The sequence below is a fragment of the Mycobacterium zoologicum genome (assembly GCF_020181635.2).
Lineage (GTDB): Bacteria > Actinomycetota > Actinomycetes > Mycobacteriales > Mycobacteriaceae > Mycobacterium > Mycobacterium zoologicum.
The window spans coordinates 1-24802 of record NZ_JAYJJS010000042.1 but is presented as its reverse complement, the minus strand read 5'-3'; the positions used below and the strand labels follow the sequence as shown (position 1 = coordinate 24802).

Sequence of the window (24802 nt, the reverse complement as noted above, 5' to 3'; positions counted from 1 at the left end):
AATGGCCGGACAACGTCACGCCCTGGCCAACCAGAAGGGCGGCGTCGGCAAAACCGCGACGACCCTGGGCCTGGCCAGCGCCATCAGTCACCGCGGCGGCAAAGCCCTCGTCGTCGACATGGACCCACAGGCCAACGCCACCGAGGGCTTGGGCGTCTATACGACCGATGGCCAGCTGACCACTGCCGACCTCATGGACCGCACCGAGCCCGGCTCCGCCATCGATGCGGTCGTAGCCACCGAATGGGCGGGGATCGATCTGATCCCCGCACACCTCGATCTGTCTAACGCCGAATCCTCCGGTGCATCTGACCTGGTATTTCGCCTCGACGTCGCATTCGAGGGCCTCGACTTGTCGGCCTACGATGCAATCCTGTTCGACTGCCCACCCAGCCTCGGAAAGCTGCTGTTCGCGGTGCTGCTCACTGTCGACGATGTCTATGCGATCACCGAGCCCACCAAAGACTCAGTGAAGGGCGTGACCAGGCTCGAAACGACCATCGACAAAGTGCGGGTCCGGCCGAATCCGCGCCTCGAGCTGGCGAAAATCATCATCTCGCGCCGGCAGCACAAGGGCGAGCACATCGACCGCGAAGCCGAATTGCGCGCGGCTTACGGCGACCTCGTCGCCAACACCGTCATCCCCGACCTCGCCGCCCGTCAAGACGCGCACTCCGCCGAGATGCCCATGCACCAGTACCGCGGAGGAAAATCGCTCAGCCTGCAGGTCGCCTACACCGACCTACTCGACGAACTCGGTATCACGATCGGAGCACGCGCATGACCGCCGCACGAAAGCCAGCCATCACCCGAGCCAGCGGCCACCCGGCGGACTCCATACCGGACCGCCCCGAGTCGGTCACCAGCCCGACTACGCCACCCGCCGGCCCTGCACCGACCGAGCGGCTCGTTGAGCAGCACAACGTGCGCATCCGGCCGTCAGTCAAAGAGCGGCTGTCGCGCGCCGTGGACAAGCTGCGGTACGAGACAGGGGACCGGACCATCAGCGCCGCGTCCATCACTGACCAAGCGCTGGACCAGTACCTACGCGCGCGCGGCTGCTAGCACAACTAGCGTTGCTAGCGTCGCTAGCTAGCTGATCATTCCGTACCGTCCGCGACCTGCAAGTTACTCCTCACGGGCAGTAGTGTGTCGAGGTGTGGAACTCGAGGACAAGGGCGGCGAATACCTGCGCCGCAAGCTCGCCGATCCCGAATACGCCACGGCCATCGCGGACATCCGGGAGGGCATGCGGGAGATGGACCGCGCGCTGAACCTCGCCACAATTGACGCTGCGTATCAAGCATCGCTAGTGCCCGACGACGGAATCATCATCGACGGCACCGCCGTCGCCAAGCAGATCCTTGCCGACACCGCCAAGCGTGCGGCCCGATTCACGCAGGCGCATGGCCGCGCACCGTGCCTGGCCACGGTCCTCGTCGGCGATGACCCCGCCTCGCACACCTACGTGCGGATGAAAGCGAATCGGTGCGCCGCCACCGGTCTGGACTCCCAACAGCACCGACTCCCCGCGGGCTCGAGCACCGCGGACGCCGTCGCACTGGTCGCGGCGCTGGCCGCTGATGACGCGGTGGATGGGATTCTGGTGCAGCACCCGATGCCGTCCCAGGTCGACGAACGCGCGGTGTTCGAGGCGATCACCCCGGCCAAAGATGTCGACGGTGTCACGATGGCATCGTTTGCCGCGATGTCGCTGGGCACTCCAGGTTTTCAGTCCTGCACCCCGGGCGGGATCATGCGGCTACTGGATGCGTACGGGGTAGACCCGGCCGGCCAGCGAGCGGTGGTAGTGGGTCGCAGCCCGATCCTGGGTAAGCCGGTCGGGATGCTGCTACTGGCCCGCGATGCCACGGTCACCTACTGCCATTCCAAGACACGGGATCTGGCGGCGATCGTCTCCGAAGCCGACATCGTGGTCGCTGCGGTCGGTCGGCCCGAACTGATCCGGGGCGACTGGATCAAACCCGGAGCGGTGGTGATCGACGCCGGCTACAACCCCGGCAATATCGGCGACGTCGAATACGCGGCTGCGGCACGGCGTGCCGGCATGATCACGCCGGTGCCGGGCGGCGTCGGTCCCACCACGATCGCGGTGCTGTTGGCGCAGACCGTTGATGCCGCGGAGGCGGCTCAGCGGCACAGGTGCCATACCTGAACTCACACGCCTACCTGTCCGACTCTGCTGCGAAGCGCGAGTTCAGGAAACGCCGCTTCCCACCGGCTCTTAACCCGCCCCGGAAGGATCAGATGCGGCCACGCTTCAATCAGCAGTTCTCGGTTCAGGAAACGCTGCAGGTCTTCGGGGTTCATCGCCTCGTTTAGGACGGCCTCGTAAAGTCGATGACGATCGTCTTCGTCACACAGGTCGTAGGCGCGCTTCGGTGACCAGTCGAGCACTACCGGAAGTTCGACAGTGCCTTCGACCGGTCCGGTCAAAGTGCTCAGGTCGTCGACCATCGCAAAAGGTCGCCGAGCCGCGTAGGTCCTCACCGGCGGCTGCGCGGCCAGCAAGCTCGCCGCCGCTGCGGCCGGGCCCTTCCGTGGTCGCTTCGCCACCGTGTGCCCTCCCTGAATCTTTCTAATACGGGGCGCCCTAGATCCCGGGCCAGTCAGAAACCGGCAACCCACCCGCATCACCCAAAATACCGTTGCACCACAGCACCACCGTTGCATCCCAGTCGGACAGCTCCGCCCAGACCTCAGCTGTCCGCTGCAATGTCAGACGCCCGCAACGTCACCACCGCCACGGTGCGACCGTCGGCGGCAGTGAACTCAACCTCATAGCCGCCGTTGCCGTAGCTGCCGACCACCGTTCCCACAGCACCGGCGCTCAGCCCCTCAGCAGGGACAGCACGCACGAGAACAACGCGCTGGTGCTCGCTGTACTCAGCTTCCCGGCTGGGCACGGCCGTTCCTACGCTTTGTCGATCTCGAGCAGCGCCCGCAGTTCTTCGGCGACCTCATCGACCCGGAGCCGCCCTGGCCCTTCGTAGAGATTCTGCGAGCCGGGCCCGGACCGCGTCCATGAACCCCGCTCTGCTGGATATCTTTCGCCGAACAGGATGATTACTTCTTCGGCCGGCTTCTTCGTCAACTCGGCTTGCCGGGAGTGCCAGATCAGCCCCTGGAGCGGCGGATCGTGTTTCTGTGCAAGCGCCGCGATGGCCAGGCGACGGGTGCATGGATAGTGCTCCGCCGGGCTTGAAATCACTTGACTGCGCTCAATTTTCAGCCGCTCCAGCTCCGGATCGCGCAGGTCGCCCAGCGTGGCAGCGGCCGGCACCTCAATGTGCGCCAACAGCTTCTCATGCAGCTGGGCTTCGTAGGCGATCATGCTGCCCAACTCGTGAACGTCGTGAAAGACCGACTCAAGCAGTACCCCGGCAGGTGACTCGCCCAGATACATGTGGGGCAACCGCTTTCCGGTGATGGGGTCGTCGATCGGGGCGAACCGAGTGTCACCCCAGCCCGCATTGAACTCGTCATAGCCCCACGTACCGTCGTACACCCGATAGAGCAGCCGGCCCTTGTCGAGGGACACCGTATTCAGTGTGGGCAGTCCCGCGACGACTTTGCAGCCGGCCGGGTGGGGACACGACAGATCCTGCGGCGGAGGCGTAGCAGTCACGTCGGGCGTTCTAGTCGGCCGCACCGGCGGTAAAGCGCTGGGCGGCGCGCAGCGCGCGCGCTGGATCAGTCGTGGCGATGCGCTCGGGTACCTCGCCGGAGAGGAAGCTCGTTGGAGTGGTCAGCCACGTCCACAAGGACCAGTCGCGCACGCCTCCTTGAGCTAGCGCCGCCAGGATCGGCGCCAACTCGGTGCGCAGCTTGCCGTGCTCGTCGAATTGAAATGCCGGTATCAAGGTCCGGCCGTCATAGTCGACGGTGAACAGCTTGTTGGCTTGGCGGGCTCGTGCGACCCACGTCCTGGTGCTGGACTCCGACGAATCGCGCCGCTGCTCACTCAGCGACGTGTAGGTGTGGAAATCCGTCGCGAGCAGCGCGTTGCGGTGGGCGGCCAAGCGCTTCGCCTGCGAGAGGGTCGCGGCGGGCGTCAGGCTAACGCCATGGCCCATGAGCGCCCGAAGCAGGTCTTCACGGGACGCCTCCACATGCTCGGATTGCAGCGTGCGGATAGCGTTGTACAGCCCAAAGAACTCATGGACGAGGGCCGTGTCGCGCAGATCTGACAGGGTTTCAGTTTCCCCGTAGTCAATGCCCTCGTATTTGATGGTGGTCCCGCCGAGGCCGAGGAGTCTGTAGAGCTGAACAGCCCGCGTCAGTTCCCCTCGAGTGACGCCAGGGATGAGTTCTAATCCAGCGCCCACCTCGGCGACGTCGTGATCCCTCATGTAGCAAGTGTAGCCGGTATTAGTTATCGCGTCAGGTAGCTACACAATGGCCCCGCAGTCGGCCGCTGAGCACGACTCGATGATGACGGCCAGATCTAGCCGACCATCCTCATCAACCGGGTACCCGCCTGCCTGATGCCACGCCCAGCCGGGAGACCTCCCATGGCCGGAGCTATTCGGCCCGGGCGTTGGCGAATGCCCACTGATCGGGCACCGGCTGATAGCCGGCCAGCGCGGCGGTGATCGCTGTCGGCTCCACGTAGTAGGCCTGGACCTGCTGGTGGCCGGCGGCGGTGTCGAGAACACAGCGACCGGGGGCCGACCGCGGTATCTCGGTCGGCCGGGGCGACCTCTCCGGCATATCCCCGAGGACAGCTTCAGCGGCCGGGCGCGTCTTCACCCGGAACGCAATCCTCAAGTCACAGTTATCGCGCACGTTCGTCGGGATGGCGTCCGCGGTGGGCTTTTGACTGGTGACGACCAGCAGCAACCCCGACGATCGCCCTTTCTGCACTGCGGTGCGGATAGTGCGCCGAATCTGGGTCACCACCTCGCGTTCCTGGGGGTCCAGGCCAGTCGGGTCAAGCCACGTCTGCACCTCATCGAGCACCACCACGACGGGGTACAACCCGAGCGCCTCGCGGTGCGCCGCCGGGACACTCCAAAAGTTGGCGTGCCCGGTCTGCTCGTAGAGCATGCGGGCCCGCAGCTCCCGCAGTTCCGCCAGCCGGTCCAGCAGGGGTAGGGGAGCAGTGATGTCACCGGAGGCGTCGAACGTGCGGCAGATCCGGCGCAGCGGCTCCCAGTCATACGAGGCTTTCCCGTCGAACACGTGCAGTTCGACATGGCCGGCCATCCCGGCGAACACCGGCAGCAACGACGCTGTCTTCCCTGATCCGGGCACGCCACCGACCACCATCCCGCTGTTGTTGGCCCAGTCGATACAGGCCAGCGCCCCGTCTGCGGTCTCACCGAGCACCGACCGCGCCGCCACCCAGTCGAAGGCCAGCACCCCCGGCCGCGGCAGAGCGGCCGCGAGATGCCGCACGACATCGAGCGTGCGCACGACCATGTGCGGGCCGACCTGGTCGACGATGAGCGTCGGCAGGCCCAGCGCGGCACGCATCGGCCCCACGGCGGTGCGCCACTTGGCCAGCGACTGCCCGGGCAGCGGCTCGAAAGCCAACTCGAGGCCGTCGCGCGTTTCGTTGATGCCGACCAGCGTCGGGCACCGCTCGCGGACCACTTTGGTTGTCGAGCCGTCCGGGTTGGTCCGAGGCACGGTCTCGGTCGACAGCAGACCGGCGTCCTGGCACAGCTCCCAGACCCCGGCCTGCCCAGACCCCCACACCTCGCCGAGGACGGGATACCGCTCACGAAGGTCGGCGCCGATCGCCTCCCACTCTCGATGCGCGATCGCGTATTCGTCGGCCTGACGGGCCGCTTCGGCCTCCTCCGGCGACATCCGCGACAGCTGGATCTCCCGGATGCGCCGCGCGTACTCCTCGGGACTCATCGCAGCCAGGCGGGCTTGGGCACGGCGGGTGGCGACCGCCTGCCTCTCTGCCGTGCCCAAGGGATCAGCGGCGGCCACCGGCTGGGCAGCCTCTTCGGCTCTCGTCACGACCGGTGGCGGTGGCGGTGGCTGTAGTGCCGGATAGTCTGCCGGCGACTCGGTCGGGTCGGTAGCCGGCACCGGGGGCGGGGCGGCCAGGGCCTCATCACGGGCCGCACGTAACCCCTCCAGGAAGTCATCCGGCTCACTCATCGCGGCCGCCGATCAGCGTTGAGTAGGACGTCCGCCAAGAACGGACCACGATGGGTGTTTCGGTCACCACCCGCTCCTGCTCCTGCTCCGGGTAGTGCACCACGAGATCGTTGGTCAAGATCTGGATGACCCTGTTGCTGCGGTCGACTCGCTCCGTTTTCCGCACTCTGTTAATGGCCAGTGAGGTCAGCATCTGTTCGGCGACGGCGTTGAGCATCCCGATGTGCGCGCGAGCCCCCTTCAGCTCCCATTCGACGATGACGCTGTCGGTGTCGCCGGCCATCTCCCGGACCGACACCGGCTCACAGCCGCGATAGTCGGTCCGGGGCAGCTTCCCCGACCACAGCAGCGACCAGACCGATTGCGGGGGTGGCTCGGTCCACGTGAGAATGCCCAGCTCCCGCGCAAGGTCTTCCAGGCCGTCCAGCCCGATCCGCTCTACCGACTCCCACGCAGTCATCTGCTGCGGGCCTCCGCCTCGCGGACGACCTTGCCTACCCACCACACGCTCATACCGACAATCTCGGCGATGGTCGAATGAGGGAAGGTGCCGGCGAGATCAAGTACGACCTGGCGTCGCACCTGATCGCACAGGTCGTCAGCCGCGACGAACAGCGCCGCTGTCGCGCCGGCGAATCCCGGAGCAAAAGGCCCTTCCGGGTCGATGGCGGCGTGGACACGCTGGGCCCGATCGGCCAGCACCCCGGCCTGCCCAGCAACCCGAGCCTGCGCTGCGACCAGGCTCGCCGCAGCTGCGGCCGGGCCCTTGCTCGGACGTCTGGCCACCCGGGTCTCCCTCGGTCTTTCTAATACGGGGCGAGCCCGGGCTTCGGGTCTGCCAGGAACCGGTACCCGGCCCACAACACCCAAAATACCGTTGCATCATGCAAATAACATCGAGTAGTAGCCCGCGATTTGATGAATAATTCGCATGCTGCAACGGTGTGGTTAGTGGTCCTGGCCTCGCATCCGCCGCAGCTCGTCGGCGATCAGCTCATCCATCAGCAGCTGATGCTCCTGCTGCTGCACACTCTCGCCGGGCTGCGAATCAGCAAACGCCGGCCCATCCGGTTCATCCGCATCCTCGTCGTCCTCGTCGTCCTCGTCGTCGTCGGCCTCATCTAGCGCGGCCGCACGCATCTCGGCGCGGACCTCGATGTAGCCCCACAACCAAAGCACGGCAGCAGCCCCGACCACGACCGCAACGCCCACACCGATCCGGCGCGGCCACGGCGAGGGCGACACCCTTTTGACGCATTCACCCGGATCCGATCCGACGCGGACCATGTCGAACGGACACAGCACCGGTGGCCTGACCTCCGTGTCGCCCTTCGTGGTGGTCGGCCTGGCGTATGTGGAGGCGCCGACTACGGGATCCCACACCGAGACCAACGGCTCCGGACACGACGGGACGGCGGCGGCAATCGGCACCAGCAGCAGCGGTACCACCACTGCCGCTACCGTTGCCGCCGCGGCCAGCACGCAGCAGCACATCCACCGCATCACTCGATGACGAGAACCGCGCCGGTACTCCACAACACCCACTGTCGCATCCCAGTCGGACAACCCGTCCCGTGTGAGCACCACGCGCTGATGCTCGGCGCAAACACCCACGATGGCACCTCCAGGTGTCAGCGGTTGAGGCGGCGGCGTGCTTCTTCAACAGCGGCCATCCGGTTCATGCTGACCTCGATTGCGGCGGTGATCTGCGGATCGATTCCCGGGCTCTGGACCGGGGCCTGGGGCTTCGGCGGCGCGTCGCGTAGGAATTGCTCGCGGAGAGCTTTGATCGCGGCCACGTCCGGTGGCCGCGACCGTTTGTACGGGGCCAGCCAATACCTGGGCAGCACGGCGTCGATCAGCCGCCCATTGGCGTGGCTGAAGCCTGCCGCTGCGGGCCCTGCACCCATGTTGCGGGCGTTCCGCCAACTCTCCTCGAGGACAGTTGCGGCTTGTCTGCAGGCCAGGGGGAGGGTCTCGGTGTACCAGCGATTGGCGAGGTCCACGCGGCCTTGGGCGATGGCATCCTGCACGTTGAAGATTGCGTCAAGCAGCAGGGCACTGCAGGCCTGGTACCAGGTGTCGGCGGCAGCCTGGTACGTGGTGTGCGGACCGTGATCTGCCGGGTCCCACGGCTGCGGCGGCAGGTCCGCCACCGCCATCGCCGCGGTGGTGACCTCCAGTGAGGTGGGGGCTACGGCCTGGGCGACGGCTCGTACCTCATCTCGCCAGCCGGCGTCGGCTTCGCCGCATCGGATCCTCCACAGCACTGGTAGCAGCAGCCAGATGCGGGCGCAGTTGAAGCGCGCGTGAGCCCAGTAGTTCTGCCATTCGGGCTCGGCGTAGGCGCTGGGTGCTGGGAGGGTGGCCTGCTCGCGGGCGAACGCGGCGATGATGTCGATGCAGGACTGCTCGGTCATCGTGCCACCTGGACTCGCGCCGCCTGGGTCGCTGCGTAGGCCGCGTCATCAAGGCGGCCCATCGAGGCTGCGACCCGCCCTTCCACGTACCAGTAGGTCGCGAGGATCGCGCCGTCGTCCGGCGGGCTGGCCGTGCGCCCTCCCCATCGGGCGGCCGTGAGCATGGTCGTGGCCTGATCCAGGTCGTCGGGGGTGCCGTCATCGAATCCCCACACCCGCCCGACGGTGTCCACGGCTACAGGTCCCTCGCTCGGCTTGATGATCGGGAAGTCGACCAGGGATCGACTCACCACGGCCGGCGACGCCTCACCCCGTGCGACGAGGGCGTCCACTTCGGCCTTGTCTTGCCGGACCTCGACGACGCCCGACCTTGATTTCGCTGGTGGTGCGGTCACATTCGTCGATGAGTCGTCGTCCCCGCTTTTGCTGCTCACGATGTAGCTCAGCTCGCCGAGCAGGTCGGGGTAGGCCTCGGCGGCCGCAATCAGTTTCAGGGCCGGCTGTTCGTGGCCGGACCACTCCGACGCGAACCGGTTGTGTCGTTCGGTGGCGGCGCCGAGCAGTTCGATGCCTGCTGGGAGCTTCACGCCCATCGGGATTACCGACAGGCCGTCTGCGGTGGCCAGGATGTAGCGGATGACCGGCGCGGCCGCAGCGGCCTCGGCGTAATGGAACACGCCGAGGGCGAGAGCGGGCGGGTTCCATTTTTGGCCGATGCGTTCCTTGAAGGCGGCGGTCACGCCGGCCAGGTGCCGGTGCGCGGTCACGGTTTCGGGGGACCGTGCGGGGCGGTCCGGGCCGAAATCGAGGTGCTCGCCGCCGCCGGTCGGCGGCTGTGCACTGTCTGCCGTGCGGTTCGCCTGCAGCAGTAACGGTGCTGCCGCTGCAGCTCCGCCGGCGGCCATCACCGGACCTGCTACCGGTGACGCTGTCGGTGTAGCGGCGGCGCCCATCGGGGGGACTAGGCCGCCGCCACCAGCGGCGGGATAGCCGCCCATCACGGCGGGCGGTGGCTGCTGGCGGTCACCGCTGGGGTTGTTGCCGTTATGCGTCGGCCCGGCGGGATCGCCAGAGATGCTGGTCGTGGGATGCGCAGAGGTGTGGGCCGGTGGGGGCGCAGATTCGTCACCGGACAGTTCGGTGACCGGCGCGGACACCACCGGTGGGGTCGGGGTGACCGTCGCCGCGGCTGGCGACGGCGGCCCCACCAACGGTGTCGGGCTATTCAGCGACGGGTTCGCGTTGGCGGGACTGTATGGATTGGTCAGTGTAGAGCCAGCGCCGTTGTGGCCCAGGCCATTCGGCCCGCCCGCGCCAGTGGGGCTCTTGTCGCTGGCCGGGACCACACCCGACCCGTCGGACAATTTGCCGCCGTCATCGTCATTCGACGACGAGTTCGCGTCCAGGAGCTTGTCGAGCGTCGCGGAATCCAACGACTGCGCCCCGCCGCCACCGTTCCCACCCGCGAACTTTCCGATCGTGTCGCCCGCGGTTTTCGCGATGTCAGCCCCCGGTGTTTGGGTGGGCATCTGCGGCATCTGCGGCGGCTGCATCGGCATCCCACCGCCCATGGGCATTCCACCCATCGGCATGCCTCCCATGCCTGTAGGCGAGCCACCCGCGCTGTCCCCGGACAGCGAAGCCGCTGGGGCGCCGGCGCCGCTCTCGGTGGGCAGGGTGGGTGGCGAGATGGCCGGTGGTGCGGCCGGTGCGGACGGCCCGCCGGCACCTGCAGATGGTCCGCCGGCGCCCGCCGGCAGGGTCGGTGGCGGCGGGTTCGTCAGCCCCGGGTTTGTCAATCCTGGGCTCGACAGGCCCGGAGTGGACAGGCCCGGCGACGACAGCGCCGTTGGATCGGTGGCCGGCATACCCACACGATCCTGGCCGGTGAATTTGGTTCCATCGGTGACACTGCTAGGCCCGCCGGGGACCTTGGGCACCAGCATGGGTTTTTGGCTTGATGCGATCGCCACGGCAACGGTGGATTTCGCGGATGCCAAGGTGGCGGCGGCCTCCTGCACCGCCGCCTGTGCCGCCTGCAGCGAGGCGTCCTTCTGCGCCTGAGTGCGGGCGCTCGGATCGAGCTTGGTGAGGCCGCGCGCCGTCGGCGCCATGTGGTCCGCCAGGTGCATCTCCGCCGCGGCGTTCATCGCATTTTTCGCGGCGGCGATCGCGCCAGCCAGTTCCAGCAGCCAGCCCGCGGTGTACTGATGACTCAATGCACGGTCCTCGAACTCACCGGCGTGCTTCCCGAATTTGGTGGCGATGCCCTCTGCGGCCTCGCCCTCCATCTCACTGGTCGCGTAGTCACGGCCCTGGCCGGCGACCTGCGACGCCTCACCCATCGCCGACGCGATGCGGAGATGCTCCCGCGCCGTTTCCGAGGCCTTCGACTCCGAATCGTCCGGCCAGCTGGACCCGACCACCTCATCCCAGCCCGGCTGATCCGAATGCCGTTGAATATCGCCGCCGCTCATCGTTGCCCCTCCCGTTGGCCTGTATCAGCAGCGTAGCTACCAGCAACGACACATTCCCAGGCATCAGCAAACGTGTCGGGACCCAAGCTCTCGACGTCCCGGTGCCTGATCGGCGATAATGACCCCATGAAGGGCGGCCGGTTGAGTCTCGCTGCAGCGATCAGCTGCGCGGTACTGACCGCTGCGCCGGCCCAGGCCGACCCGCAGCTGTCCGACTACCCGGCGCCGGCCGTAGCGCCCGGCGTCGCCATCGGCACCTACAACGCCGATACGACCCCTGCTGGCGTATGCACCGCGGGCTGGCTCGTGCATGACGCCGACGGTCGCCCCGGACTACTCACCGCCGGCCACTGTGAGCACGGCGGTGGTGCCGTTTTCAACTCGTCCGTTCATGGCTTCGAGGGCATCGGTCGCTTCACTCATCACATCGATGAGGGCAGCAAGGGTGAGGACGCAGATATCGCCGTGCTCGGGATCGGCAACGCGCGCACGGCTACTGGTCCGGTGGCGACCGATTCGCGCATCATCGGGATTCGGCCGACCGTCGCGCCTGCTGATCCCGCGCGGCTCGAGGTCGGCCAGCAGCTCTGCCACTACGGCGCCACCACACACCTCGCCTGCGGGCCGATCATCGCCCTCACGCCATCCAAGGTTGTGTTCGCTGCACCAGCCGCACGCGGCGACTCCGGTGGCCCCGTCTACTACCGGAACGGCGACGGGACGGCCTCTCCTGTCGGCATCGCGGTGAGGGGTTCGGACACCTCCGGCGGGACGGTTGCCGAGCTGATCGGGCCTTGGCTGCCGCGGTGGCAGCTCACCGTCGACACCACGCCGGCGCCTGCCACATCGGTCGGCTACCACCGCTGACCGCGCCACCGCCAGCAAATCTATAAACCTTGGTTTAACCATCGCATAGCAAACACTGGCGCGCCCGTCTGCTGTGCCATCTCCGAGCTTTCTGTCCGGATCACTGAATCGCCCTGGCACCACCCTTTGACGCCCAGCACCCGGCCCCAGCCAGGCCCGGCCGCGCCTGCGTTCAGGACGATCTAGTGGCCCCACCGGCCCCCAGCGCCCCCGGCGGGCATCCCCCGAGCTGGCCCCGGTTGATCTCGGTCGGCGGGCGCGGATGGTGCAAACACACACACAAACCCGCAGGTCGCGTGTGTGCGTGTGTGTTCTCTGCGGCTCCACTAGGGGCTATATCCGGCCCCACATACGGCCCCGAACCCGGCCCCGAGTCGCCATGCCTCGGCCCCACGTCCACCCCAGGCCCACCCCGCTTACGGCCCCAAGGTGGATTGGCTCGGCCCCGCACCGGCCCCGAATAGTTCTTCACCCCAGGTCTGTCTCTGGGGGCATCCACGGCTGAGTCATCGCGCTCGTGCAAATCGTCACGGGCGCAAGGGCGCTCGGGTTTTGATGCGCAGCGAACAGTACCTGGGATGTGGGTGCGGTCAGCGGGAGCTGGTGCGCCGGCGACGTGAGGCGACATCCGCCCGCGCTGCATACCGCCCGTGTGCGGCCTGCATTGTGAGGCCTCCCAACGCGTCGCCGATCGCCTGCCACGATGCCCCGCGTAGTCGTGCATCGGTGACGGCCTGCGCATCGGCCAGTGGCGGGGTGCGATTGGCGGCATCGGCGAAGCGAACGACCAGCAGCGCCCACATTTGCTCATACGGCGCCACCGCCTGATATGTGGCGTCGCCCTGATCACGCCGGGTGAATATCTCGGCGAGCGCAGCCGGGGCAGTGGTGATCGGGATGTCGCCGGCCTTCATTGAGTCGATCACCTGCTCAGCAGCGGCGATCCGCGCGCACTCGAGCGCGGCAGCGGTGATGCGCGCTGCGGTTTCAGCGAGGTCGGCGGCCGATACGTCCACGGCCTGACTATATCGCGATTGGCTTACACCTAAGTGCATCATCGTCTTGATAACACTCACAATGTATGTTGTACTTCAATCAAATTATTTTTTGATGATGAAGCGGAGTTGACCATGACTGCAGCCATCAGCACTGACCTGTCCGGCCACGTCGCCACGGAGACGACCTGGCGTGCGGAGCTGTCCCTGCAGACCGCCGGCGCCACGTTGCACGCCACGCTGATCCGCGAGGACACGACCTGGTACGACGACGACCCGGATGCCGATGTGAGCGAGGTAGTCGTGTGCGAGCGCGACCTGCCCGACGTGCCGCTGTCGTCGATGTTCGCGGCCGTGGATGAGTGGCTGATCGCTGAGCATCGGCTTCGTGTGCTCCCGCATTCGTGGGTGCCCTGTGACTCTGGCGGCGACACCGGTGTGGTGCTGCTGCTCGAAGGCCGGGCGCTGCCGGCTCGCCCGATCGATCCCCTCAGCAACTGGGGCTCGTAAGCCCCGATCTGCCCGTAGACCGACGATTGGAGACGTTACATATGACCGCTGCCCTGGCGCCCACTTTGTGGGCCACTGACGACGATCCGCACGCCGCGGCGCTGGCGGCCCTGGAGACGAAGGCGGCGAAGATCCGCTACGCCGCGGAGACGCTGCCGGCGGCGACCACAGCTGACGTGATGGCGTGGCTGGCTGGGTACGGGGTGACCGTGTCCCGCAGCAAGGTGTCCCCGATCGTGCGGGACGTGCGGGAGGGGACACCGTCCCCCCGTCCCGGGGACGGTGTCCCCTCGGGGAGGGCGGGACACCCGGGACATCTTCACCTCGCCGTGGGGAATCCGCAGGTCGAGGCGTCCCCACCGTCCCCACAACTCACGTCCGAGCCGGCGGGTGTCCCGCATCGGGCCGGTGACGGTGTCCCCACCGTCCCCACTGACGGCGGGGGACACCCGGGGCGCTCGGGACACCGTCCCCCCGCACTGTCCCCGGTCAACGGGACAGTCCCTGCTGCGGCTGATGGGGACACGGCTACGGGGGACCGTCCCCTCGAGCAGCGTCCCCCTCTGGTGGCGTTCGCGTGCTACGCGGTGGCGGTGGTGTCCCTGCTGGTCTCGCTCAACACCAGCTGGCGATTTTTCGACAGCGTGCTGCACATCCCCACCGCCGGCGGCGAGCGCCTGGTGATGTTCGCGGTGGGGGAGCTGGCCCTGGTGGTGTGCGGGGCGGGGATGGCAGTCAATGTCCACTGCCACGGCAGGCCCGGTGCCTTTCGTTTGATCGTGTGGGCGATGTGCGCGGCAATGGCGTACATGGCGTGGGCCGAATCCACTCCGCAGGAAGCGATTGGCCGGATCCTGTTGGGGCCACTGCTTGGCACGGTGATGCTGCACCTGGGCCTCGGATTGGAATTGCGGGCGCGGCACCACCAGACCGGGACACTGGGCCGGATCGGCCGGGAGCTGCGCGAGCGAGGTCTGGCCCGGATCGGCCTGGCTGATGACGGGCGCGATGCCGCACAGCGGATCCGGGATCGCAAGGCGGCTCGGGCCGCGGCGTTGGCCCGGCCGCGGCGTTGGCCCGGCTCCCGGCAGGCCCGGCTTGAGCGGGCTCTGTTGGCGGCCGGCGTTGCCGACGACCCGATCATGCGAGACCGGCTCCTCGCCCGGCTGGCGGTTGTCAGTCACGCCGACAGCCTGGCTGACCTACGCCAGGCCGACCCGTGGATCTGACTCTCCGAAAAATTGGTCGGCAGGTTGGCGTGTCGCAGCTCCGTATCTATCTGATAGTCGTACAGGATTCTGGTATGGCTCAACCACATAAGGGGGATCGGCGGCTCGTCATGAGTCGCCTTCCCGAGGAGGCGTATCTCATCCTGGCGCGGCGCGCTCGTGAGGCCGGCTGCTCTGTCAGTCAGTTCGTGGCCGACTCCATGTGCCTGACCATCGAGCGACCTGATCTCGCCCGTGTGCTCGGGCGCGACAGTGCGAGTGAGGAATTGCCGCTGGCGATGTGAGTCCTGGGCGCCGCTGGTGGACGGGCGGCAGACGCGACATTTAAATATCGCAGCGTGACAGGCAGTCGTCGTCATATGACGACGAAGCCCCCGCCTGACGGCGAGGGCTTCGGTCTGGTCTGAATCGAGTTGGCGCTCGATTCAGAGTTTGGCCGCTGTTACGCGACCTTCCCCGAGGGGATTTGCTTTGGCTAGCAATCCTCACGGTAGCGCATATTCGGTTAACCATCTACCAACCGCGCCATACCGTGATCAAACTTTTGTAAACAACGCCGTATGTTGCAGCGACGGCGGCACCTCCGGCAACATGCCGAGTGGCCTGGCGATTCACCACGCCACCACAGCTGCCAGCAAATCCGCTGGTCACGACGTTGCAGCGGCGCGGCTCCGGCGGGCCTGCGTAGCTCGCCAGCGGCGAACCTGGATTGAGCGCGTGGGTGCGGTCCCCGCGTCCACCCCGGTGTGGCGTAGCCGCGCCAGCTGGCTGGCCGACGTCAAAAGTTGGGCCACACCGGCCGCTGTCCGCGCAGTAGCGGGCCCTCTGCGTATCTCGATCACCACAGCGACCCTGATGGCGGTCGCTACGGCCTGGGCGGCCCACGCGGACTACGCCACCGGCCGCAACGCCGCCGCGGCACGCGAGCTGATCGCCACACGGGTTGGCTGCGCCCCACGTACGGTCACCAGAGCCTGGACGGTGCTCGGCGCCGCCGGCTGGGCGGTAGAGGCCGCACGCGGACACGGCTCAGCACGCACCCCCGGCTACGGCCGACGGACGTCTGTATGGCACCTGGTCAGCCGCAGGTCAGCCCATGCGGCTGTGGATTTTGTCCACCTACCACCGTTAGGTGGTTGTAGTCCTCAAGCTCCCGTAGGGAGTAACTCACCAAGCGCGCGTAACCGCGCGCCGCGAGGAAATTCCTCACCAACACGACCGCAGGCCCGCCGCTGGCGCGGCACGCCGCGGCCCCTGGCCCTGCAGCGACTCGCCGCCGATCTCGTACTGCGGGCACCGGCCCTCGGACGAAGCCACATCGGCACGGTCTGTGACGCCCTGACCAGCGCTGGCATCGATCCTGCTGCGTGGACCGGTCGCCAGCTCACCGACGCCCTGAATCGCCAAACCGTCGATCGCGGCTGGTCATGGCCCGATCACATCGACCGCCCGGGAGCGTTCCTGGCCTATCGGCTGCGGCGCCTGCCTGCTCGCCAGTTCACCGTGGCGACACCGACCCCGCCGCAGTACGTGCCCGACGCGCCGTTAGCGGTGGCCAGTGACGAGCAGCGGGCTCGCCACCTCGCGGTCATGCGCACAGCCCTGACCGGCGGTGGTCACTCGAAGGGTGGCGACGCCTGCGGCGTCCCCACCGGCCAGGACAAGGGCCGGGGGCTGGGTCGGGGTGCTCAGCTGCTGCAGGCAGTCCGAGCCACTGGCAGGGGATCTGCACCAGTAGCGGTGCCAGCTGTTGATGCGGCCCGTACGCGGTCAGCTGGCGCTGAGGCGGCCCGGCAGGCGCTCGCCGCCGCTCGGCGCCACGCAGCTCGCCCATGAACGCATGTTTGCCGGGGTGGTGGGCGCGGCGCAGCCAAGATTGCGCGGCCCGTCCCGGTAGCGTTGGTGCTACCAGTGCTCAACCGGGGGGAATGAGAGCATGACGGATTCCATTGTTAGCGTTGCCAATCTGGCACCGACAGTGTGTCGCCGATCAGCTGTGTGGTTAACCACCGTGTACGCGGCGCGGGCCGCGCAGACCACCGATGACGACACGCGGGCCATGGCCCGCGCGGGTTTGCTGCTTCCGGTGTTGTGGCAGGCTCGGATCGGTCGGCCGGACTCGTGGTGGCGGGCGCAGCTGGCTACGGCCCTGGCCACCGATTGCCAGGTGGTGCGCGAGGCGGCGGTGCAGCTGCTCGACGACGACCCGCAGCCTTGGGAGACCGGCGGGCCGCAGGCGTTGACCGCCTGGTACATCGAGACCCGCGACCTGACGGATCGGGTGGTCGGCCACATCGCCGACCGGTCGCGTCTGCTGGTGGCCGCCGGCTGGCTGACGCCGCGCGACAGGGCCCGCTGGGAGACCCTGCTGCTGGCCGGGCACCGCGCTACGGTCCTGGCTGATGCGAGCTACCTGGCGGCCGGCGGGGATCCGGCGGTGCCCTGGCCGACAGGCTCGCTGCCGCCAGGCGAGCAGCTGCGACTGACTGCCGCCGACCGGGCGGTGATCGATGCGCCCCGGCCCGACGCCTGGACCGTCCCGCCGCCCATCGACGATCCGGTGCGGCTGGCGGCCGCGCGGATCACCGAGGCCGGCTGCATCTGGGGAGGCGGGCGATGACCGGCGACAACAGCCTGGGCAGCCCGGGTGGCCTGGGTGGTCATCATGGGTTCGGACTGGGTGGGCCTATGGGGGCGGCCGGGCAGGCACCGGTGCGGGCACCGCATCTCGACTCCCACGCGGGGGCCGGGGGTGGACGCACCGCCACAACACTGGCCGACCTTCACGCCGCCGGTATGCACCCCGCTGAGGCGTTCGGTGCCGCCGCCGCCCTGCACAAGATCGTGGGCCACGACGCGATCCACCAACGCCTGACCGGCCTCGCCGCGGGCCCGCCACCCCAATCCGAACCCGACACCAAGAAAGGCAAGGGGAAAGGTAAAGGCAAGGGAGGCAAGGGAAAACAGGGCGGGAAAGAGGCGGCGGACAAAGCCCGCTCGAAGCTCGCCGAGGCACTCTCGCAGGGCGAGTACAAAGCGGCCGCTAAGCATGCCGGCGGGCAGGCCGCCAAGCGCGGCGGGCAGCTCGGCGCCAAGCTGGCGCTGCGGGCCGGCGCCATGACGATCCCCGGCCTCGGGGCCGCGCTGACGACCATGTTCTGGCTGGTCGACTCCGGGGAACGCTCCGCAGTCAACAACCTGGTCGCCCGGGTGTTCGGTGGGGGCAGTCCGGCGCCGGGCTTGGATGAGCCGCCATCCCCGCCCCGTACACAGTTTCTGCCGGTGACCCACGACGGCAACCGCGATCCCGCGATCGTGCAGATGGATCAGGGCATGGTGCGCACCAATTCCGCTGCGTTCCGGTTCCATCCCGATGATGTGTGGCCGTCGTCGCCGCAGATCGAACACACCAGTGATTTCGCTGGTGTCGCGGCGTCGATCACGAAGATGCAGGGCCGGGTGGGTGAGCTAGCGGAAAGTGTCCGAGCGGCATACACGGCGGCCGCGGCTGACGAGCCCTACCTGCAGCAGCTGTGGTCTCAGGTCAAGCCGAATGTGGGCGCCCTCGAGGAGCTGAAAACCACCGTGCTGCCAGCTGTCGGCCGCCAGCTCATGGCCGGCGCGGAGAACGCCAACCGCGCCTACCAGGCGTTCCGTGACATCAATGCCGCGAACCGGGTGGAGATCCACAACTCAACCAGCGGACTGATTCCGTTCCTGCCCAACCACATCAACGGCGACCGGATGAGCAACTCCGCCGATGAGCTGCGCAGCGCGACGGAGGCCATGGACCGCACCGCCCAGGCGCTCGCGGCCGCCGCCGAGCCGTTCCGGATCACGGCGTACCACGGCCTGGACACAGGCTCGGCACCTTCGCCGACCGCACCTGCTGGACCTACCGCACCGGTCGCACCGGCGGTTCCGGTGCCGGACGTGACTGATACCTCGAAAGTCTCGGGGCAACCGGCGTCGGGGCCGGACCCCGCGAAAGACCTTGCATCCCTATTGAAAAGCGGAATGCCGGGTATGCCGATGATGCCCGGCGGAATGGGCATGCCGACCATGCCGTCGATGCCCGGCCTGGGCAGTGGCATGCCGGGCGGGCTTGGCAGTGCGATCCCGCGGCCCAATGACGCCACACTGGCGCGCGGACTGCAGGATCCGCTCAAGAAGGCGCTCGACGACCAGCTCAAGGAGAAGGCTGACGAGAAGGCCAAGAAGCCTGGCGAAGGGCCACTGGGCACGCCGGTCGCGGGCCCCGGCGCCGGTAAGGTGCAGCCCGCGGTCAACAAGCCCGGGCCAGCCCTGGGCGCCCCGGGCACTCCGGGTGGTCCGCCCGGGGCGGCCAACACCACCGAAATCGGCGGCAAGAAATGGACATTCGACAATCCGAAAGCCGCGGCGTTGGCGCACAACCTGTCCGGCACGGACGGATCGAGCCACAAGAGCCTGCGGCAGGCGGCGGCTGAGGCCGGATACCGTCTGCCTCCGCCCGGGCAGGACATCGGCACGCCGGTCGCTGGCGCCGATATCAAGCCGGGTGACGTGATCATGGGCGCCAACAATCAGAATTCGCACTATTTGGGTGAGCAGGACGGCGAGGCGATGGTGATCACCGAGCGTGGTGAGGTCAAGCCGCTCGACGAGGTTGCGAAATTCGCGGGCCCGCATGAGGGGATTTTCCGGCTCGCCGACGACGGCGCACCCTCGCCGGAGGAGCAGGTGATCCAGCAGACCTCCGGTCATGCTGAGCCGCCGCCCGCACCGCCGGCGGCGCCCTCAACGGATCCGGCGTTCATTCCGACGCCGCCGCGTGGCGGGCAGCCGGGCATGGACCCGGGCGCTGCACCTGCCGGCAACTGACCACGGCGCGACGGTACGGTCTACGCGTGATTGCAGACCAGGCCGCCCGCATCGTCACCCTTGAACACAACAACCGGGTGCTGGCCGGCGCCGTCGAAGATCTCTTGGACGGCTTCGAGCACTACAAGGCCGGCACCGAAGCCTCCATGAAGGCAGCCCACCATTTCGAGGCCGCAGCAGCGAAATACGGCGATGCGGTGCGCACTTATCGCGATGCCCTGGCCCGACAGATTCCTACGGGCAGGTTGTGCCGGTCACCGGGCATCGATCCGGGTCGAAATCGGCGGTAAGCCGGGTTCGGATGAATCCGGGGTTGCTTCCCCAGGTGGGTTCGATCCACCGGGCCACCGTCATCACCGTGACGTGGGTGGCGCCGTGCTGGCGGAGCAGTATCGCCGCTGACTGAGTGCGAGACCCGGTCGTCCAGGTGTCATCGAGGAGCATCACGTGCTGACCGTCGAACCGCGTCGACGGTGGGGAGACGGCGAAGCGTGCCGGGGTGACGTCACGGTCCGAGATGGGGATGTCGGTGCGCGGGACAAGCTGCGGGGAGGCCTCTACGGCGTTCATCGCGGTGGCCATCGTGATGAATGGATGCGTGCCGATGCGGTTGGGGCTGCCGGGGATGGCCAGTCGGCGGTTCACCGGCTGGCCGATGACCGTCTCGACGCAGCGCTGGTGTCGGACGATGCCGAGATAGAGCAGTCTGCTGATCACCTGCGCCTGGGCGCTGCGGACCTGCGGGGCCGGGTCGTCCTTGTACTGGCGCATCATCAGCCCGGACTGGGACCGTGCCAGTACGTAGGTCAGCGGGACAACGAGGTCGGCTAGACCGGGGGTGCTGGCGTCCTGCTGGCATTTGATGCAGTGCGTGTAGCCGTCGACCGGGGTGGCGCAGGTCGCGCACGTCACCTGTGGCTCGCGAATGATGTTGTGCAGGTAGCCTCCAGCGGCGACGACCAGCAGCCGGGCCTGCTGTTCGCCTGGCGTCGTCACAGGACGGGCAGCGCCGGTTCGGCGATGAGCTCGACGATGCGGTCGACGACGCGCATGACCTCGGCGGTACTGGTGGCGACGAAGACCCCGGGCCGGTCCTGTAGGGCACGGCCCCACTGAGTACGGCTGACCACCAGATCGGTGAGGATCACCGGCCGGCCATGCTCAACGGCCACCCGGGCCTGGATACGGGCGCCGCTGTGCTCGCCGGCTTCGACGACCACCGAGGCCACCCCGAGTCCGCTCATGGTCGCGTTGCGCATCGGAAAACTGTGTTTCTGAGGGGGCGCGTCGGGCAAGAACTGGGAGACCAGGGCGCCGGCGGCGGCGACCTCCGCGTGCAGGGCCTTGTTCGCTGCCGGGTAGGTGCGCAGGATGCCGGTGCCGATGACGCCGATGGGGCGGCCGCCGGAGTCGAGGACAGCGCGGTGCGCGGCGGTGTCGATGCCTGTCGCCAGGCCGGAGAGGACCGCGATCCCCCGCTCGGCAAGGCCGCGAGCCACGTTCGCGGCGATCTTGGTTCCCTCGGTGCTGGCGTCGCGGGACCCGACCACCGACACAGCGGTTTCGACGGGCCGCAGCTCCCCCCGGGTGAACAGCATTGGCGGCATCTGATGAATGGCCTTCAGGGCCACCGGGTAGCTGTCGTCGAGGACGGTGATGACGTCGAAGTCACTGGCGGCCCACTGTGCCCAGGTGGCTGCCGCGTCGTGGCGGGCGGTGTCCTCGGCGCTGCTCATTCCCTCGAGGGTGGCCGGGTAGATCTCATCCCACAGTGCGGTGGCTGATCCACGCAGGGCGACCTCGGTGGCGATCTCGGGCCACGACATCCGGTTCGGCCGCAGCTGCAGCAAGGCCAGCAGTGTGGCGCTCTCGTGAGCGCTGCTGGTCGCCATCCCAGATCACCTCCTCGTGGATCGTCGCACGACCTGCCGACAGCCTAAGACGTGCACCGTTTCCGCAGGTGATAAGGCCGCCAGAATGCGTTTGCGGCGCCGTGTCTCACCTTTAGGCGAGGATGCGCGCATGCGAATCCTGTTGATGCTGTGGTGGACGGGCTGTGCGATCCAGACCTGGATCGGGGACCCGTGGTGGCGGATGCCCGGCGTCGAGGCGGTAATAATGACTGCCGCAACGATTTTCGTGATCCTGCTATGGCGGTGCCTGCCGCGTGGCCGGGGTGTGCGGGCCGGTGTGTATGGGTCGGCACTGGTGGCGTTGCAGTCGCCGGCTGTGGTGTCGGCGGTGTGGCCGCTGCTGCCGGGGCACCCGCCGATAGTGGTGCGCCCGTCGGCCGTGAGCGCTGCGATGACGGCGGTCGCCGCGGTAATGGCGGTGACGGCGTGGCTGCTGGTGCGGGCGTGGCTGTCAGCCGGCCGGCGCAGCTACGTCTCTCACCGGCCTGCGCGGGCGTGGCGAGACACAGCGGGGCTGGCCGCCCTCGTGATCGCCCTATATTTCCTGGCGGATATCGCCGCGCACTGGCTCAAGGCCGGCGCTCAAGCGGCGTTCGGCGTTGAGGGGATGCCGGGATATCCCGATGTGCCGGGCAGCGGATTCGCCGCGTTCGGCTGGGCGCTGGCGACCTACGTTCCGGCCGGCGCGGTGGAGGAGCCGGTCTACGTCGGCCTGCTGGCCCTGCTGTGGCCGCGGCTGCGTGCCCGGACGTTCATTCCGCTCGCTCTGGTGAGTTCGCTGGCCAGGGCGTTGATGCACGTGTACTACGCGGCCGGCGCTACGCCTCTGGTCGCCGCGATCGGCGCCGTGGTGCTGTGGTGCGCGGTCTGGTCGTCGGCCGCGCTGCTCTTGATCTACTGGAGCCGGATGCTATGGCCGGTCATCATCGGCCACGGCCTACTGAACGCCCTGGGTGCTGCTGGTGATGACTACCACCTCGGCGGTGTACTACTGACCGCCGTGGTGACAACCGTCCTGCCCGTCGCGCTAGGGGCGCTGTCGTTTGCGGGGCTGATGTACGGGTTGGTGACGTACGGCCCGCAACTGCACGCGGCGGCCGTGAGGCGTGGCTGGGTGCGCGGTATCGACGGTGAGGCGGCGTCGGCGGCCAACAATGGTTAGCGGGAAGATCGCGACGCTATGCTGGCCGGCATGACCCACTCCACGATCGGGGCGTGCGCTGGATGCGCCGGTTTCCACTGGGGGCAGCTTTTGCGCTGCTGAGGGCTGTTCTCGCCGATGTTCTGGGCGATCCGCAATAGGTGTAGCCACCCGAGGTGCTAGCCGGCGCTGAGGGGCTATCTGGCATTGCTGAGACGCGAACAGAAAGCGAGACCCTTTTTATGGTTAACCACAATGGCGACGCGGTGGTCTGCGAGGCCGAGGAAGCGATTCCAGGCCTAGCGCGATGGTTCGACGGGCAGGCAGCGCGGATCCAGGAGACCTTGCGCGCCCTGGGTGAGCTGCTGATGAATATCGAGCCGACGAGCCAGGTTGCGAGCCGCGACGTGTTCACCGCATTCGTCGAGACCCACATGGGACAGCGGGTGCATGAGCTGGTCGCGGAGCGCCGGGAGCTGTCGGGCGTGGGCCGTGTCATGGTCGGCCTGGCCTTGGCGGCGATCATCGAGGAGTACCAGCCGGTGGTGTCGGCGCTGAGCGCCTACGGGGATGCGGTCACGGGGCCGCGGTGGGACACCGTGGACGCTGGCCCCGACACGTACCATTTCCCCGCGGGCCTGGCGTTCTACAGCGATGCGCTCGTGTCGGGGGCGGCCGTGGTGGTGGCGATCCGCCCGCCGGAGGGGCAGGCGCGGCCGGCGACTTTGACGATCTACGTCCGGCCGGATGACCGAGTGCGCGCGGTGGAGCTGGCGGACCGTATCTTGGACCGGGCCAAGCAGGATCACCACATCTTCCGGGGCCGGGTACTGCGTGCGGAATATGTGATGGGCGGGGTTCAGTTCGACGTGGTGGAACGGCCGGCCGTCACGCGGGCCGACATTGTTGCCGCGCCGGAGCTGTGGGCGGAGCTGGATCTGAATGTCGCTGCGGTTGACCACCTTTCGGGGCAGATGCGCAGTATGGGGCTGGGTGTGCGTCGAGGTGCCATGTTGGTCGGCCCGCCTGGTGTCGGCAAAAGTGCGTGCTGCGCGGTGATCGCCGCCGAGATGGCCGGCCGATTCACGGTGGTGTATGTCGATGCCCGTGTCGGCGCCACCGCCCTGCGGACCGTGTTCGACGAGTGTGTGGACATCGGCCCCAGCGTCGTGATCATCGAGGATGTCGATTTGTTCATCGGCTCCCGCAAGGCGACCTACGGAGGTATGGCGCTGGGTGATTTCCTGGCGGCGCTCGACAGTCATCCGGCGGCACAGCTGCTGGTCCTGGCCACCACCAACGACGTCACAAGTCTTGATGCCGCAGCGGTGCGCGCGGCCCGGTTCGACTCGATCATCGAGGTACCCCCGCCAGGGCCGGCGGCAGCCGGGCTGATCCTGGACCGGCTGTTGCAGGAGGTCCCCGGTGGGGAGGGTGTGGACGCGGCCGCCGTTGTGGCTGCGCTACCGATGCAGACCACGGGTGCGGAGTTGCGGGAGGTGGTGCGTCGGGCCGTGTTGGCTGGTGAGGGCACGGTCGACACCGCCGGCCTGCTGGCTGTGGCGCGTGGCGGCCGGTTTAGGCCGGTGATGCCGGCCGCCGGCAGCTACCTGTAGAGGAGGTAGGTCACAGCTCCGGGGTGCGGGCGGTCAGGCCGAGGCGTTCGGGCTCGAAGTCGAAGTCGCTGCCGGGGCTGTCGTCGGCAAGCGGGGGAGGAGCGATAGGGCGCACACCTTCCGCCGGTGGATAGATCACGACGTGAACCTCAGGCAGCTCCGCGAACGCACCAGTAAGACGAGGCTCGACATCTCGCCATGCCAACCCGCCGTTGCCCGCACCCAACGGCGGGACAGCAATCGACGTGATCTTCAATTCGCGGATCACCTGTACGAGGTCCTTGAGCCCCTCGTCGACATACGACAAATCCGACGGTGATCGCCAGTGCCTCTTGGTGGGGAAATTGATGACGTACTTCGGGCCTGTCAGCTCGCCGGTTTCCACGACGAACATCGACCCAATCCGAACCTCGTTGCGCTTGCATGCCTTCTCGTACTCCGAGAACATTTCGGGGTAACGACGCTTGAATTGCAAGGCGATCCCTTTGCCCATAACGCCCACGCAGTTGACCGTGTTCACAAGAGCCTCGACATCAGCCTTAAGCAGGTCACCACTGCCGTAGCTAATCAACATCCACCCGCCTGGGCTGTCATAGCTAGAACGGTATCGCGGGCCCAGGGTGTGACGGT

Annotated in this window: 25 protein-coding genes and 2 pseudogenes; 12 read left to right on the top strand and 15 right to left on the bottom strand. The window is 67.7% G+C overall.

Annotated elements, in window-relative coordinates; all coding sequences use genetic code 11:
• Position 1: 1 nt before the first annotated feature.
• The 3 genes from K6T84_RS22520 to K6T84_RS22510 all read left to right on the top strand — a co-directional run bounded on the left by K6T84_RS22520 (position 2) and on the right by K6T84_RS22510 (position 2176).
• On the top strand, positions 2-784 hold the full coding sequence (locus K6T84_RS22520) for a ParA family protein (protein ID WP_329779770.1): 783 nt from the start codon (positions 2-4) through the stop codon (positions 782-784).
• A complete protein-coding gene (locus K6T84_RS22515; RefSeq protein WP_329779769.1) occupies positions 781-1065 on the top strand; it encodes a hypothetical protein in 285 nt (94 codons plus the stop codon). The genes K6T84_RS22520 and K6T84_RS22515 overlap by 4 nt, the downstream gene beginning before the upstream one ends.
• Positions 1066-1159: 94 nt before the next feature.
• The gene (locus K6T84_RS22510) at positions 1160-2176 is read left to right on the top strand and encodes a bifunctional 5,10-methylenetetrahydrofolate dehydrogenase/5,10-methenyltetrahydrofolate cyclohydrolase (protein ID WP_329786882.1); all 1017 of its coding nucleotides are present in this window, start codon (positions 1160-1162) and stop codon (positions 2174-2176) included.
• A gap of 2 nt (positions 2177-2178) precedes the next feature.
• Here K6T84_RS22510 and K6T84_RS22505 read toward each other — a convergent pair whose 3' ends face one another.
• The 10 genes from K6T84_RS22505 to K6T84_RS22460 all read right to left on the bottom strand — a co-directional run bounded on the left by K6T84_RS22505 (position 2179) and on the right by K6T84_RS22460 (position 11038).
• Positions 2179-2577: a hypothetical protein gene (locus K6T84_RS22505; RefSeq protein WP_329786881.1), complete on the bottom strand. Its 399-nt coding sequence runs from the start codon at positions 2575-2577 to the stop codon at positions 2179-2181.
• Positions 2578-2720: 143 nt separating this feature from the next.
• Positions 2721-2927 (bottom strand): DUF4926 domain-containing protein, encoded by a 207-nt coding sequence (locus K6T84_RS22500; RefSeq protein ID WP_329786880.1) that lies wholly within the window; start codon positions 2925-2927, stop codon positions 2721-2723.
• Between the two features lie 8 nt (positions 2928-2935).
• Positions 2936-3562, bottom strand: coding sequence for an RES family NAD+ phosphorylase (locus K6T84_RS22495; protein ID WP_329786879.1), 627 nt, complete (start codon positions 3560-3562; stop codon positions 2936-2938).
• Positions 3563-3659: 97 nt separating this feature from the next.
• Entirely contained in the window at positions 3660-4373 is a 714-nt protein-coding gene (locus K6T84_RS22490) for a hypothetical protein (RefSeq protein ID WP_329786878.1), read from the bottom strand.
• 172 nt (positions 4374-4545) lie between these two features.
• A complete protein-coding gene (locus tag K6T84_RS22485; RefSeq protein ID WP_329786877.1) occupies positions 4546-6141 on the bottom strand; it encodes an ATP-binding protein in 1596 nt (531 codons plus the stop codon).
• Positions 6134-6601: a hypothetical protein gene (locus K6T84_RS22480; RefSeq protein WP_329786876.1), complete on the bottom strand. Its 468-nt coding sequence runs from the start codon at positions 6599-6601 to the stop codon at positions 6134-6136. The genes K6T84_RS22485 and K6T84_RS22480 overlap by 8 nt, the downstream gene beginning before the upstream one ends.
• Positions 6598-6927, bottom strand: a complete 330-nt coding sequence (locus K6T84_RS22475) for a hypothetical protein (protein WP_329786875.1) — start codon at positions 6925-6927, stop codon at positions 6598-6600. Before K6T84_RS22475 ends, K6T84_RS22480 begins: the two co-directional genes overlap by 4 nt.
• A gap of 162 nt (positions 6928-7089) precedes the next feature.
• Positions 7090-7728, bottom strand: a complete 639-nt coding sequence (locus tag K6T84_RS22470; RefSeq protein ID WP_329786874.1) for a hypothetical protein — start codon at positions 7726-7728, stop codon at positions 7090-7092.
• A 44-nt stretch (positions 7729-7772) separates the two neighbouring features.
• Complete coding sequence (locus K6T84_RS22465; RefSeq protein ID WP_329786873.1) at positions 7773-8561, bottom strand: hypothetical protein; 789 nt, start codon at positions 8559-8561, stop codon at positions 7773-7775.
• Positions 8558-11038, bottom strand: coding sequence for a hypothetical protein (locus K6T84_RS22460; protein ID WP_329786872.1), 2481 nt, complete (start codon positions 11036-11038; stop codon positions 8558-8560). Before K6T84_RS22460 ends, K6T84_RS22465 begins: the two co-directional genes overlap by 4 nt.
• A gap of 141 nt (positions 11039-11179) precedes the next feature.
• On the opposite strand from K6T84_RS22460, the gene K6T84_RS22455 reads away from it, so the two are divergent.
• On the top strand, positions 11180-11905 hold the full coding sequence (locus K6T84_RS22455; RefSeq protein ID WP_329786871.1) for a chymotrypsin family serine protease: 726 nt from the start codon (positions 11180-11182) through the stop codon (positions 11903-11905).
• Positions 11906-12495: 590 nt separating this feature from the next.
• Here K6T84_RS22455 and K6T84_RS22450 read toward each other — a convergent pair.
• Positions 12496-12921, bottom strand: a complete 426-nt coding sequence (locus K6T84_RS22450) for a hypothetical protein (protein WP_329786870.1) — start codon at positions 12919-12921, stop codon at positions 12496-12498.
• Positions 12922-13035: 114 nt separating this feature from the next.
• On the opposite strand from K6T84_RS22450, the gene K6T84_RS22445 reads away from it, so the two are divergent.
• From K6T84_RS22445 to K6T84_RS22420, 6 genes are all read left to right on the top strand, one after another.
• Positions 13036-13410: a hypothetical protein gene (locus K6T84_RS22445; protein WP_329786869.1), complete on the top strand. Its 375-nt coding sequence runs from the start codon at positions 13036-13038 to the stop codon at positions 13408-13410.
• Positions 13411-13451: 41 nt separating this feature from the next.
• The gene (locus K6T84_RS22440) at positions 13452-14639 is read left to right on the top strand and encodes a hypothetical protein (RefSeq protein ID WP_329786868.1); all 1188 of its coding nucleotides are present in this window, start codon (positions 13452-13454) and stop codon (positions 14637-14639) included.
• Between the two features lie 110 nt (positions 14640-14749).
• Positions 14750-14923 (top strand): hypothetical protein, encoded by a 174-nt coding sequence (locus tag K6T84_RS22435; protein ID WP_329786867.1) that lies wholly within the window; start codon positions 14750-14752, stop codon positions 14921-14923.
• A 1727-nt stretch (positions 14924-16650) separates the two neighbouring features.
• Positions 16651-17259, top strand: a complete 609-nt coding sequence (locus K6T84_RS22430; RefSeq protein WP_329786866.1) for a hypothetical protein — start codon at positions 16651-16653, stop codon at positions 17257-17259.
• Positions 17256-19502 carry a hypothetical protein gene (locus K6T84_RS22425; RefSeq protein WP_329786865.1) on the top strand — a complete coding sequence of 749 codons (2247 nt, stop codon included), beginning with the start codon at positions 17256-17258 and terminating at the stop codon, positions 19500-19502. Before K6T84_RS22430 ends, K6T84_RS22425 begins: the two co-directional genes overlap by 4 nt.
• Before the next feature lie 26 nt (positions 19503-19528).
• Positions 19529-19792, top strand: coding sequence for a hypothetical protein (locus K6T84_RS22420; protein WP_329779798.1), 264 nt, complete (start codon positions 19529-19531; stop codon positions 19790-19792).
• On the opposite strand, the gene K6T84_RS22415 is transcribed toward K6T84_RS22420, so the two are convergent.
• Both K6T84_RS22415 and K6T84_RS22410 read right to left on the bottom strand, forming a co-directional pair.
• Positions 19737-20498, bottom strand: coding sequence for an amidophosphoribosyltransferase (locus K6T84_RS22415; RefSeq protein ID WP_329779797.1), 762 nt, complete (start codon positions 20496-20498; stop codon positions 19737-19739). The two genes, K6T84_RS22420 and K6T84_RS22415, sit on opposite strands and share 56 nt — an antisense overlap.
• Complete coding sequence (locus tag K6T84_RS22410; protein ID WP_329786864.1) at positions 20495-21394, bottom strand: DNA-processing protein DprA; 900 nt, start codon at positions 21392-21394, stop codon at positions 20495-20497. Before K6T84_RS22410 ends, K6T84_RS22415 begins: the two co-directional genes overlap by 4 nt.
• 130 nt (positions 21395-21524) lie before the next feature.
• Here K6T84_RS22410 and K6T84_RS22405 point away from each other — a divergent pair, with 130 nt between their 5' ends.
• Positions 21525-22577 carry a CPBP family intramembrane glutamic endopeptidase gene (locus K6T84_RS22405; RefSeq protein ID WP_329786862.1) on the top strand — a complete coding sequence of 351 codons (1053 nt, stop codon included), beginning with the start codon at positions 21525-21527 and terminating at the stop codon, positions 22575-22577.
• A 221-nt stretch (positions 22578-22798) separates the two neighbouring features.
• Entirely contained in the window at positions 22799-24172 is a 1374-nt protein-coding gene (locus K6T84_RS22400) for an AAA family ATPase (RefSeq protein WP_329786861.1), read from the top strand.
• 10 nt (positions 24173-24182) lie between these two features.
• Here the strand turns inward: K6T84_RS22400 and K6T84_RS22395 are convergent.
• Both K6T84_RS22395 and darG read right to left on the bottom strand, forming a co-directional pair.
• A pseudogene (locus K6T84_RS22395) lies at positions 24183-24272 on the bottom strand (FitA-like ribbon-helix-helix domain-containing protein); the annotation flags it as partial.
• A gap of 3 nt (positions 24273-24275) precedes the next feature.
• Positions 24276-24743: pseudogene (darG, locus tag K6T84_RS22390) on the bottom strand (type II toxin-antitoxin system antitoxin DNA ADP-ribosyl glycohydrolase DarG); the annotation flags it as partial.
• Between the last annotated feature and the right edge of the window lie 59 nt (positions 24744-24802).